Here is a 12,920-nt window from a genome sequence, read left to right as displayed (position 1 = left end):
CTCTCTCTTAACCCAAGCTAATCTGAACGTCAACGCCAGCAGCCAGGTCTAAACGCATAAGAGCATCAACAGTTTTATCTGTAGGCTCAACAATGTCGATTAGACGTTTATGGGTACGTAACTCATACTGGTCACGTGCATCTTTATTAACATGCGGTGAAATCAGTATGGTAAAACGCTCTTTGCGAGTAGGCAGTGGAATAGGACCACGAACCTGCGCGCCAGTACGCTTTGCAGTTTCTACAATTTCCGCTGTAGACTGATCGATCAAGCGATGATCGAAAGCTTTTAAGCGGATACGAATACGTTGGTTCTGCATCAGACAGAGCTCCAATTTAATAAATTACACAAACAATATCGCCACTCAAACTTAAAAAGATAAGTGAATGCCGATTGATTTATGTGAAACCGTAGCACCTTAATTAGGTACATTGTCAGTCATCGTATTGTAATGACCGCGAACATAAGCGGAGTTTACATTGTAGGAATTTCTTCCTCTCCTCCAGAAGCTCATTGGTTCACACACCGTCACTATCTGTGACAGCGAGGTGAATTATACAGAGCAATGCGTGAGATGCAAGCACCAATTGAATAAAGTTACTACCTCACACATTCCACGAACAAAAAAACACCAAATAACAATCAATTAATCGATTAAAAAATATTCATATGTTAACCAAAACCCTACTTATGATACTAATTACCTTCTTTCTATACACAAATTCATTAGGATTATGTGTAGATAATTATTCATTGCCACCTAATCACATAGACCTAATATAGAATGTAGATTAACTAAAGGAATTGGAACGACTAATAGACGTACAGCGGATAAGTCTCTTAATTATAGTTTCACTATATAAGTAAGGTAAACGAATGTAGCCAACAGCCTTGCAACTCGAAGCACAAGTGGTTTAACCCAACTATTATTAGTACAAAAAACACCCAGCCGATTTATTAATCAGTTCTATTTTCATCAAAGCCCAAACGACTAATTTTAACAAAGACCTAAACGCAAAAAACCCAGCCAAAGGCTGGGTTTTTTACTGTCTGCATAAGCAGAGAATTTGAAGCCTGGCGATGACCTACTCTCACATGGGGAGACCCCACACTACCATCGGCGCGATTGTGTTTCACTTCTGAGTTCGGAATGGAGTCAGGTGGGTCCACAATGCTATGGTCGCCAAGCAAATTTTGTTGTTAACCGCGAATATTCGCGTTTAACGAAATTTGGAAAGTCTGATAATTCGTAATAATGTTCTCAATACTTCATTCAAGTATCTTTTGACTCATCGAGTCGTATTCTTTTGAGTCCATCAAAACCCTTTGGGTGTTGTATGGTTAAGCCTCACGGGCAATTAGTACAGGTTAGCTCAACGTATCGCTACGCTTACACACCCTGCCTATCAACGTTCTAGTCTCGAACAACCCTTTAGGACACTTATAGTGCCAGGGAAGACTCATCTCAGGGCTCGCTTCCCGCTTAGATGCTTTCAGCGGTTATCGATTCCGAACTTAGCTACCGGGCAATGCCATTGGCATGACAACCCGAACACCAGTGGTTCGTCCACTCCGGTCCTCTCGTACTAGGAGCAGCCCCCTTCAATCTTCCAACGCCCACGGCAGATAGGGACCGAACTGTCTCACGACGTTCTAAACCCAGCTCGCGTACCACTTTAAATGGCGAACAGCCATACCCTTGGGACCGACTTCAGCCCCAGGATGTGATGAGCCGACATCGAGGTGCCAAACACCGCCGTCGATATGAACTCTTGGGCGGTATCAGCCTGTTATCCCCGGAGTACCTTTTATCCGTTGAGCGATGGCCCTTCCATTCAGAACCACCGGATCACTATGACCTGCTTTCGCACCTGCTCGAATTGTCATTCTCGCAGTCAAGCGGGCTTATGCCATTGCACTAACCTCACGATGTCCGACCGTGATTAGCCCACCTTCGTGCTCCTCCGTTACTCTTTGGGAGGAGACCGCCCCAGTCAAACTACCCACCAGGCACTGTCCGCAATCCCGATTAGGGACCAACGTTAGAACATCAAGCATACAAGGGTGGTATTTCAAGGTTGACTCCACCGCATCTGGCGACGCGGTTTCAAAGTCTCCCACCTATCCTACACATGTAGGGTCAATGTTCAGTGCCAAGCTGTAGTAAAGGTTCACGGGGTCTTTCCGTCTAGCCGCGGGTACACAGCATCTTCACTGCGATTTCAATTTCACTGAGTCTCGGGTGGAGACAGCGTGGCCATCATTACGCCATTCGTGCAGGTCGGAACTTACCCGACAAGGAATTTCGCTACCTTAGGACCGTTATAGTTACGGCCGCCGTTTACCGGGGCTTCGATCAAGAGCTTCTCCGAAGATAACCCCATCAATTAACCTTCCGGCACCGGGCAGGCGTCACACCGTATACGTCATCTTTCGATTTTGCACAGTGCTGTGTTTTTAATAAACAGTTGCAGCCACCTGGTATCTGCGACTGCCAGCAGCTTAAGGAGCAAGTCCCATCACCGCCGGCAGCGTACCTTCTCCCGAAGTTACGGTACCATTTTGCCTAGTTCCTTCACCCGAGTTCTCTCAAGCGCCTTGGTATTCTCTACCCGACCACCTGTGTCGGTTTGGGGTACGATTTCTTACGACCTGAAGCTTAGAGGCTTTTCCTGGAAGCATGGCATCAATGACTTCACTACCTTAGTAGCTCGACATCGTGTCTCAGCGTTAAAAAAGGTCCGGATTTACCTAAACCTTCCGCCTACGCACTTGAACCTGGATAACCATCACCAGGCCCACCTAGCCTTCTCCGTCCCCCCATCGCAGTCGTAAAAAGTACGGGAATATTAACCCGTTTCCCATCGATTACGCTTCTCAGCCTCATCTTAGGGGTCGACTCACCCTGCCCCGATTAACGTTGGACAGGAACCCTTGGTCTTCCGGCGAGGGGGCTTTTCACCCCCTTTATCGTTACTCATGTCAGCATTCGCACTTCTGATACGTCCAGCATACCTCTCGATACACCTTCAACCGCTTACAGAACGCTCCCCTACCCAATATAGCAAAGCTATATTGCCGTAGCTTCGGTGTGTGATTTAGCCCCGTTACATCTTCCGCGCAGGCCGACTCGACCAGTGAGCTATTACGCTTTCTTTAAATGATGGCTGCTTCTAAGCCAACATCCTGGCTGTCTGAGCCTTCCCACATCGTTTCCCACTTAATCACAACTTTGGGACCTTAGCTGACGGTCTGGGTTGTTTCCCTCTCCACGACGGACGTTAGCACCCGCCGTGTGTCTCCCGGATATTACTTACTGGTATTCGGAGTTTGCAAAGGGTTGGTAAGTCGGGATGACCCCCTAGCCTTAACAGTGCTCTACCCCCAGTAGTATTCGTCCGAGGCGCTACCTAAATAGCTTTCGGGGAGAACCAGCTATCTCCGAGTTTGATTGGCCTTTCACCCCTAGCCACAAGTCATCCGCTAATTTTTCAACATTAGTCGGTTCGGTCCTCCAGTTGATGTTACTCAACCTTCAACCTGCCCATGGCTAGATCACTCGGTTTCGGGTCTATATCCAGAGACTGTGTCGCCCAGTTAAGACTCGGTTTCCCTACGGCTCCCCTAAACGGTTAACCTTGCCACTGAATATAAGTCGCTGACCCATTATACAAAAGGTACGCAGTCACCCCATAAAAGAGGCTCCCACTGCTTGTACGTATACGGTTTCAGGTTCTATTTCACTCCCCTCACAGGGGTTCTTTTCGCCTTTCCCTCACGGTACTGGTTCACTATCGGTCAGTCAGGAGTATTTAGCCTTGGAGGATGGTCCCCCCATGTTCAGACAGGATACCACGTGTCCCGTCCTACTCGATTTCACTTAATTAGACTCTTCGGCTACGGGGCTATCACCCTCTATCGCCACGCTTTCCAGCGTGTTCACCTAACTCTAACTATGCTTAAGGGCTAATCCGAGTTCGCTCGCCGCTACTGTCGGAATCTCAATTGATTTCTTTTCCTTCGGGTACTTAGATGTTTCAGTTCCCCGAGTTTGCCTCCTATAGCTATGAATTCACTATAGGATACCTAGCTTATGCTAAGTGGGTTTCCCCATTCGGACATGGTTGGTTAATAACGCTTCTTACCAGCTCACCAACCCTTTTCGCAGGTTAGCACGTCCTTCATCGCCTCTGACTGCCAAGGCATCCACCGTATACGCTTAGTCACTTAACCATACAACCCGAAAGGGTCTTTATGTATGTTCAAACAACCAAGGTTTTTGATTGTTGATAATCAACAGGGTAATGTTAATTATCGTTTGCCGGACTCAATATAGAATTAACATCAATGATGTTAATTTGAATACAAGACACTTGAATGTGTATTGTGTTGAGAACTCGTTCATTCTTTCGAATAAACAATTATTACTTTTCAACTTATTAATGATTAAAAATCACTAACGAGTTTACTAGTCAGCTTTCCAAATTGTTAAAGAGCATGTCTTTTTCAAGACCGTGATAATAAATACCACTTTTTAAATATTCTAAATAAAAATACTTAAAAAGTGGTGGGCGATACTGGGCTCGAACCAGTGACCCCCTCCTTGTAAGGGAGGTGCTCTCCCAACTGAGCTAATCGCCCACGATAGTTTTAATTCCATCGTGAGATAGAATGGTGGGTCGTGCAGGATTCGAACCTGCGACCAATTGATTAAAAGTCAACTGCTCTACCAACTGAGCTAACGACCCTTCTTTATTCAGACCAAAAGCCAGAAGAAAGTGGCGTCCCGTAGGGGAGTCGAACCCCTGTTACCGCCGTGAAAGGGCGGTGTCCTAGGCCTCTAGACGAACGGGACTAAGTGTTTTGATGTGTTGGGCACATCTTCTCTTTAATTTTTTAACTTAATTCAATCTGTGTGGGTACTCATCACGAAATATCAAATCGTTAAGGAGGTGATCCAGCCCCAGGTTCCCCTAGGGCTACCTTGTTACGACTTCACCCCAGTCATGAACCACACCGTGGTAAACGCCCTCCCCGAAAGGTTAAGCTATCTACTTCTGGTGCAGCCCACTCCCATGGTGTGACGGGCGGTGTGTACAAGGCCCGGGAACGTATTCACCGTGGCATTCTGATCCACGATTACTAGCGATTCCGACTTCATGGAGTCGAGTTGCAGACTCCAATCCGGACTACGACGCACTTTTTGGGATTCGCTCACTATCGCTAGCTTGCAGCCCTCTGTATGCGCCATTGTAGCACGTGTGTAGCCCTACTCGTAAGGGCCATGATGACTTGACGTCGTCCCCACCTTCCTCCGGTTTATCACCGGCAGTCTCCCTGGAGTTCCCACCATTACGTGCTGGCAAACAAGGATAAGGGTTGCGCTCGTTGCGGGACTTAACCCAACATTTCACAACACGAGCTGACGACAGCCATGCAGCACCTGTCTTACAGTTCCCGAAGGCACACCTGCGTCTCCGCTGGCTTCTGTAGATGTCAAGAGTAGGTAAGGTTCTTCGCGTTGCATCGAATTAAACCACATGCTCCACCGCTTGTGCGGGCCCCCGTCAATTCATTTGAGTTTTAATCTTGCGACCGTACTCCCCAGGCGGTCTACTTAACGCGTTAGCTCCGAAAGCCACGGCTCAAGGCCACAACCTTCAAGTAGACATCGTTTACGGCGTGGACTACCGGGGTATCTAATCCCGTTTGCTACCCACGCTTTCGCATCTGAGCGTCAGTCTTTGTCCAGGGGGCCGCCTTCGCCACTGGTATTCCTTCAGATCTCTACGCATTTCACCGCTACACCTGAAATTCTACCCCCCTCTACAAGACTCTAGCCTACCAGTTTCAAATGACCTTCCGGAGTTGAGCTCCGGGCTTTCACATCTGACTTAATAGGCCGCCTGCATGCGCTTTACGCCCAGTAATTCCGATTAACGCTCGCACCCTCCGTATTACCGCGGCTGCTGGCACGGAGTTAGCCGGTGCTTCTTCTGCAGCTAACGTCAAATGGCAAGCGTATTAAACTTACCACCTTCCTCACTGCTGAAAGTACTTTACAACCCTAAGGCCTTCTTCATACACGCGGCATGGCTGCATCAGGCTTTCGCCCATTGTGCAATATTCCCCACTGCTGCCTCCCGTAGGAGTCTGGACCGTGTCTCAGTTCCAGTGTGGCTGATCATCCTCTCAGACCAGCTAGGGATCGTCGCCTTGGTGAGCCATTACCTCACCAACTAGCTAATCCCACTTGGGCGTATCTTAATGCGCAAGGCCCGAAGGTCCCCTGCTTTGCTCCGTAGAGAATTATGCGGTATTAGCTATCGTTTCCAATAGTTATCCCCCTCATTAAGGCAACTTCCCAAGCATTACTCACCCGTCCGCCGCTCGTCAGCAGAGTAGCAAGCTACTCTCTGTTACCGCTCGACTTGCATGTGTTAGGCCTGCCGCCAGCGTTCAATCTGAGCCATGATCAAACTCTTCAATTAAAGTTTTGTTGTTTCTTTCGAAACGGCTCAACGAATACTGACTTCAAAACTAAATCCAACCTTATAAATAAAGTTAGACTGTAATCTTAAAGCGACTATCATTCCAACAGAATGATAGTGAATTGACTGTGCCAGTATAATTCATAATAAATTATGTTTTACACTGTATTGGTCACTCAGTTCATTGAGTAATCTTTTTGTTGATTCTCGATGACGAGTGCCCACACAGATTGAATAAGTTAAATTGTTAAAGAGCATTGACATCGCAGTCGTTATCGCCAACAGTTGCGAAGCAAGGAGGCGTATAATACAGCTCCCTAATTTTAAGTCAAGAAGAAATTTTAATTTATTTTCAATTCCTATTTGAATCGAATTTAAAACGTCTTATTGACCTTTCTCAAATAATGAAACACCGCGTTTTGACGCTTAGTGACTTATCATTTAAGAGGACGGCTATTTTACTCAGCAAACTCTTGCTGTCAACCGCTTTTTTCATTAATTAAGTTATCTTTTTCCCCTTCACCAATCGATGACTTATCTCTTAAAAGTTAAGCATTAGCCTTGGTGAGGGGCGCATTATAGAGAGAACTTTATTGTTAGCAACCATTTTTTTAAAAAACATTACCATTTGATTAAAATGTCATCTATTATTATATAGTGCGTGTGATAGCGCACATTTTTTACACTGAGTAATTACACATAAATCACATATTTTATCTCTATTGAACAATGTATTAACTGAAATAGAGTATAATCTAATTTTTCATTATAATAATTTATAGACACTACTTATGAACTCACAATCTCGTGCAACTATATCAATAATTGTTATCGCTATTATTGGTGGAATTCTAATTGGACTTACAGGTATCTCAGCATCCATCGCGTTTGCTCTTGGTGCTGTTGTTTCAGGCTTTATTACTTTAACGGTTTCTAAAAAACAACCCCCTTCTACCTCTAATATTGAAACACCAGAAGAAATCGCAAGTAAAACCATCTACGTAGGTAACTTACCTTACCGAGCAAATGAATCAGATATTAAAACTTTATTTGCACAACATGGTGAAGTATTTGCAGTTCGCCTAATGAAAGATAAAAGAACAGGAAAACGTCGCGGTTTTGGTTTTGTTGTCATGGCAAAGAATGACGCTGATGTTGCAATTGAAGCATTAAGTAATAGTGATTATGGTCAACGAACACTAAAAGTTCGTGAAGCTAATGATCCGAAGAGAGACGATAATCAAGAGATCTAATCTCACTCAGTCCTTCTGTGATTAAATAATTAAGTAGTGTTGCTTCATTGTTGATAGCAACACTACTATATACTCTTCCTACTTCCTTTCTTTTTTTATCTGCATTCAATAATTCAAGACACCCAGAATCCACGTTATCTTTTAATAAGCTTTCAACTCGATTAGCAACTGCTTTCCCTGAGTCAATTAAATAAACACGATGATTAAAAGCACAATTAAGTTCTGTTTTAATTAATGGGAAATGAGTACAACCTAAAACGACACTATCTACACGCCCTAGCCAAGGTGCAATAATACTTTCAAGCTCAATCATATCAACCTCGTGCCCTTTTATTTTATCTTCAGCCATTTCCACCAGCCGTGTACTACCAATCATCTTAATTTGGCAATCAGCAGCAAAGTTTTCTACCAATTGATGCGTATATTGTCGCTTAATCGTCGCGGGAGTAGCCAATAAACCAATCACTTTCATCTTACTAATAGCAGCGGCGGGTTTGATTGCTGGCACAACACCGACGACAGGAATATTATTTAAAGCACGTAAATGAGGTAGGACAATCGTACTCGCCGTATTACAAGCGATAACGATAATATCGATAATGTGCTTACTTTTAACTTGCTCGATAATATGTATCGTTCTTTCTATTAACGTCTGATCAGATAACTCTCCATAAGGAAAAGCACCGTTATCAAATGCATAGATATAATTTTGCTCAGGAAGCAGCTTATAGATCTCTTTATAGATCGATATCCCACCGACACCAGAATCAAAAATAAGTATTGTCTTCACATTTCCCCTTCTACTTCTTTACTGAAACTTAAGCATAATAACACTTGTTCTTCTACTATTAATAAAATGATTGTTAAGGTGATATATTACGATAGTCTAAAAAATATAATAGTAGATAATTTGATTACTATCCCATCATAATTTTAAGTTACTCAGTCATTCGTGTTATTTAACCCACGGCGAGCAACTTCAAGTAAGAAAGGGATATATTATAATAATTTTTCAGTCATAAAATCATTAAATGGTAGACATCACCTCACTTTTGAATACAATCTCCGCTCTCCATTTTAGTAGGAAAAAGGCGCGAACATGTCAACATCTCAGATAAATGTCTCAGAATACCAACCTCAACTAGAGGAAAAAACCACTCGCTTACAGAGCCTTTTTTCTCATTTAACAACACCTGAGTTAGAAGTATTTCCTTCTCCACCGCAACATTACCGTATGCGTGCAGAGTTTCGTGTTTGGCATGAAGGTGAAGAGCTGTATTACATCATGTTCGATCAGCAAACAAAACAGAAGTATCGTGTAGATCAATTTCCAATGGCAAGTCGTATTATCAATGATTTAATGCCATTAATTGTTGATGCTGTAAAACCGATACCGGCATTGCGTCATCGTCTTTTCCAAGTTGATTTTCTTTCTACTTTGAGTGGAGAGATCTTGGTTTCGCTGTTATATCATCGCCAACTTGATGATGAGTGGACAGTTGAAACTAAGAAGTTAAAGCAACGTTTACAAGATGAAGGGTTTAATATCAATATTATTGGTCGAGCAAGAAAGCAAAAGATCGTATTAGACCAAGAGTTCGTGATTGAAAAATTAAAAGTTCATGATGATATTTTAACTTATAAACAAGTTGAGAATAGCTTTACCCAGCCTAACGGTGAAGTCGCTCAGAAAATGTTAGAGTGGGCTGTTGACTGCACCGCAGAAAGTGAAGGTGATCTACTGGAACTATATTGTGGTAATGGTAATTTTTCACTGGCACTTGCTAAAAACTTTAATCGTGTATTAGCAACTGAATTAGCCAAACCTTCTGTTGAATCGGCTCAATACAACATTGCAGTTAATAATATAGAGAATGTCGATATCATCCGTATGTCAGCAGAAGATTTTACTGATGCAATGGAAGGAAAACGCGAGTTTCGTCGTCTAAAACAGCAAAACATTGACCTTTCAAGTTATCAATGCAATACCATCTTTGTCGATCCACCACGTTCTGGCATGGATGATGCGACCTGTAAAATGGTGCAAGGCTACCAGCGTATTATCTATATCTCATGTAATCCTGACACCTTAATTGAGAATTTACATATTTTAGGTGAGACTCATAATATCACTCGATTTGCTCTTTTTGACCAGTTCCCATATACCCATCATATGGAAGCCGGTGTGATGTTAGAAAGAAAATAAATCATTCACACCTAATTATCTTGATATAAAAAGATACAGGTCTTAAATAGCCAGATACAAAAAGCCACCCTCTTTTAAAGATAGATGGCTTTTTTTATTGAATCTATTTTGCTATATACCCAAAGTAATTGGAGTTGCTAGTAGGCGACAAGTGAGAAGGATATAGGAATCCGCTCGACGGCAATAAACTTACTCAGCGGTTGTTGCTGTTTTACCAGAGAAAAGTCCCTGCTTATAAGCAACCCAACATAACAAAACAAGAACAATCATTAATGAGATAAAGTTAGTCCCAATTTCTGGGTGCTCTGTACGGACAAATGATGAAAAACCAAACACGCCAATAAAAAAGCATGCTGCGGCTAATTTAGATGTCCCTTCAACCATACGCTGACTAGCATACGACTCATATAAAGTATAAAGCGCGAGTACTAAACCGATGATTGGAAAGATAGAAAATGTTGCATAGCTACTGAATAATGCTGCCCATGAACCGGCTCCACAAGCTCCAGCAATAAGTGAAAGTACAAGTGTCTTCTTCTGACTTGCAACTGAACTAGTTGTCATTGTTATCTCCTGGCAATCTTATTTATTGTTATATACGTTTTTTATATTGGATTTACAATCGATGTCGACTGCAAGCCCGAATCCTTTTAGAGCAATATTATTTACGCTTCTATTTTCTGATAACTTTCTGCGCCCTTCGCGATCATTCTTAATTGAATAATCAGTCGCTCGGCTTGCTCTTCTCGATAAATGCTATCCATGTCTAATGCATCAGCTGCAGCACTAAATACCAAAGTTACCATCGCTTCAGCTTGAATATAGGCTTGTTCCCTCGATTGTTGATTAACCTCTTCTAAATAATCAGTTAACTCTTCAATAAAGTGCCTAATCTCACGAGCCACCGCCGCACGAAAAGCTAGAGAGGTGCCTGAACGCTCTCGGAGTAGCAAGCGAAATACATTTGGACTACTCTCGATAAACTCCATAAATGTTTCAACAGAGGTCGCAATAACACTCCCTTCAGCAACAATACGCTGTCGAGCTTGTCGCATCAATTGACGAAGGATTAGTCCTCCTTCATCAACCATGGTCAACCCAAGTTCATCCATATCTTTAAAGTGTCGATAAAATGAGGTTGGTGCTATACCCGCTTCTCTTGCCACCTCACGAAGGCTTAAATTCGAGAAACTTCGCTCTATACTTAATTGACTAAATGCCGCATCAATTAAAGAGCGTCGCGTTTTCTCTTTTTGTTCAGCTCTTACACCCATGAATATCAATAACTCTCAAAAACCCAGCATAATACTATACTTTTTATTGTTAAATTATGCAGCTCAAATGATGGTATTTATTCTATCTACCTGCAACTTTTTCAACATAATATAACGGTTTTATCTTCTCAAATATGCTTTTTCAGAGTGAAGCGTGATCTTTATCCGCCATTTTAGACACTAAGCCCCTATTATTGTTCATTTCGTAATACACTAAAGTAGCCAAAAATCGCGAGATTACAAGTTCAATAAAAAACAGGATGAAATAATGACGGAAAAAATAAATATCAAAATCAAAGAGTCATTTGATGCCATAGTCATTGGTAGTGGCCCAGGAGGAGAAGGTGCTGCAATGGGATTAACCAAAGCAGGACTAAAAGTCGCCATTATTGAACGTTATAATAGTGTCGGTGGTGGCTGTACCCACTGGGGAACGATTCCATCAAAAGCATTACGCCATGCTGTTAGTCGTATTATTGAATATAACCATAATCCACTCTACTGCCGCGACAATAAAACATTAAACAGTACATTTGCTCAAATTCTTGGTCACGCTGAAAATGTTATCGATAAACAGACTCGAATGAGACAAGGCTTCTATGATCGTAATAAATGCAGTTTGATTTACGGCCACGCTCAGTTTATTGACTCAAATACCATCGCGGTACGTAACAATGATGGAAGCACAGAATATTATCACGCCAATAATTTTGTAATTGCTTCCGGTTCTCGACCTTACCATCCGAATAATGTCGACTTTAATCACTCCCGTCTCTACGATTCCGACACCATACTTTCTCTTGCTCATAACCCACGCAGTATCATTATTTACGGTGCAGGTGTTATCGGCAGTGAGTACGCTTCTATTTTCAGAGGATTAGGGGTTAAGGTTGATTTAATCAATACCCGCAGTCGTCTACTTGAATTTCTTGATAGTGAAACCTCTGACTCACTCTCTTATCATTTTTGGAATAGTGGAATTATTATTCGTCACGATGAGACCTTTGAGTCAATTATTGGTCGGGACGATGGAGTGATCTTAGAGCTTGAATCAGGCAAGAAAATGAAAGCGGATTGCTTACTTTTTGCTAATGGCCGAACCGGTAATACCGATACCCTTAATCTTGCAGCAGCAGATCTTACCGCTAACTCCCGTGGCTGCTTAGAGGTTAACAATAACTACTGTACAAACCAACCTCACATTTATGCGGTTGGAGATGTTATTGGTTATCCAAGCCTAGCCAGTGCTGCTTATGACCAAGGACGAGTTGTTGCAGAGGCCATCACATTAGGCGAGGCTCAAGTTCGTTTAATTGATAATATTCCAGCAGGGATTTATACCATTCCAGAGATCAGTTCTGTCGGTAAAACAGAACAAGAACTGACGGCAGCAAAAGTCCCTTATGAAGTTGGCCGAGCTGACTTTAAGAGCCTAGCAAGAGCCCAAATTGCTGGAATGAATGTAGGTAGCTTGAAAATTTTATTCCATCGAGAAACTCGTGCCATTTTAGGTATTCATTGTTTTGGTGAAAGGGCTGCGGAGATTATCCACATCGGTCAAGCAATTATGGAACAGAAGGGTGATGCCAACACGATTGATTACTTTATCCATACCACATTTAATTACCCAACGATGGCTGAAGCTTATCGTGTTGCGGCATTAAATGGGATAAATCGGTTGTTCTAATCAAGAGAG

7 protein-coding genes, 3 tRNA genes and 3 rRNA genes are annotated in these 12,920 nt (G+C 42.7%); 3 read left to right on the top strand and 10 right to left on the bottom strand.

What is annotated here, in order from left to right:
* Positions 1-7: 7 nt before the first annotated feature.
* The 7 genes from rpsJ to L0B53_RS07920 all read right to left on the bottom strand — a co-directional run bounded on the left by rpsJ (position 8) and on the right by L0B53_RS07920 (position 6,491).
* A complete protein-coding gene (gene rpsJ / locus L0B53_RS07950; protein WP_235061577.1) occupies positions 8-319 on the bottom strand; it encodes a 30S ribosomal protein S10 in 312 nt (103 codons plus the stop codon).
* A gap of 753 nt (positions 320-1,072) precedes the next feature.
* A 5S ribosomal RNA gene (gene rrf / locus L0B53_RS07945) occupies positions 1,073-1,188 on the bottom strand.
* 149 nt (positions 1,189-1,337) lie between these two features.
* Positions 1,338-4,233: ribosomal RNA gene (locus L0B53_RS07940) — 23S ribosomal RNA — on the bottom strand.
* A gap of 332 nt (positions 4,234-4,565) precedes the next feature.
* Positions 4,566-4,641 (bottom strand) — tRNA-Val (locus tag L0B53_RS07935).
* A 31-nt stretch (positions 4,642-4,672) separates the two neighbouring features.
* Positions 4,673-4,748: transfer RNA gene (locus L0B53_RS07930), tRNA-Lys, on the bottom strand.
* 31 nt (positions 4,749-4,779) lie between these two features.
* Positions 4,780-4,855, bottom strand: a tRNA-Glu gene (locus tag L0B53_RS07925).
* Positions 4,856-4,945: 90 nt separating this feature from the next.
* A 16S ribosomal RNA gene (locus tag L0B53_RS07920) occupies positions 4,946-6,491 on the bottom strand.
* The 16S, 23S and 5S rRNA genes sit together here with 3 tRNA genes alongside, the layout of an rRNA operon.
* A gap of 791 nt (positions 6,492-7,282) precedes the next feature.
* Between L0B53_RS07920 and L0B53_RS07915 the strand changes: the two genes are divergently transcribed.
* Positions 7,283-7,744: an RNA-binding protein gene (locus L0B53_RS07915; protein WP_235061576.1), complete on the top strand. Its 462-nt coding sequence runs from the start codon at positions 7,283-7,285 to the stop codon at positions 7,742-7,744.
* Here the strand turns inward: L0B53_RS07915 and murI are convergent.
* Positions 7,707-8,534: a glutamate racemase gene (gene murI, locus L0B53_RS07910; RefSeq protein WP_235061575.1), complete on the bottom strand. Its 828-nt coding sequence runs from the start codon at positions 8,532-8,534 to the stop codon at positions 7,707-7,709. The two genes, L0B53_RS07915 and murI, sit on opposite strands and share 38 nt — an antisense overlap.
* A 309-nt stretch (positions 8,535-8,843) precedes the next feature.
* Here murI and trmA point away from each other — a divergent pair, with 309 nt between their 5' ends.
* Positions 8,844-9,950 (top strand): tRNA (uridine(54)-C5)-methyltransferase TrmA, encoded by a 1,107-nt coding sequence (trmA, locus tag L0B53_RS07905; RefSeq protein ID WP_235061574.1) that lies wholly within the window; start codon positions 8,844-8,846, stop codon positions 9,948-9,950.
* Between the two features lie 189 nt (positions 9,951-10,139).
* On the opposite strand, the gene L0B53_RS07900 is transcribed toward trmA, so the two are convergent.
* Positions 10,140-10,514, bottom strand: a complete 375-nt coding sequence (locus L0B53_RS07900; protein WP_235061573.1) for a YijD family membrane protein — start codon at positions 10,512-10,514, stop codon at positions 10,140-10,142.
* Positions 10,515-10,615: 101 nt separating this feature from the next.
* Positions 10,616-11,224 (bottom strand): HTH-type transcriptional repressor FabR, encoded by a 609-nt coding sequence (gene fabR, locus L0B53_RS07895; RefSeq protein ID WP_235061572.1) that lies wholly within the window; start codon positions 11,222-11,224, stop codon positions 10,616-10,618.
* Between the two features lie 268 nt (positions 11,225-11,492).
* Between fabR and sthA the strand changes: the two genes are divergently transcribed.
* The gene (sthA, locus tag L0B53_RS07890; protein ID WP_235061571.1) at positions 11,493-12,911 is read left to right on the top strand and encodes a Si-specific NAD(P)(+) transhydrogenase; all 1,419 of its coding nucleotides are present in this window, start codon (positions 11,493-11,495) and stop codon (positions 12,909-12,911) included.
* Positions 12,912-12,920 lie beyond the last annotated feature (9 nt).

It is taken from the genome of Vibrio sp. SS-MA-C1-2, assembly GCF_021513135.1.
Classification (GTDB): domain Bacteria; phylum Pseudomonadota; class Gammaproteobacteria; order Enterobacterales; family Vibrionaceae.
This window is presented reverse-complemented; position numbering and strand designations above follow the sequence as displayed.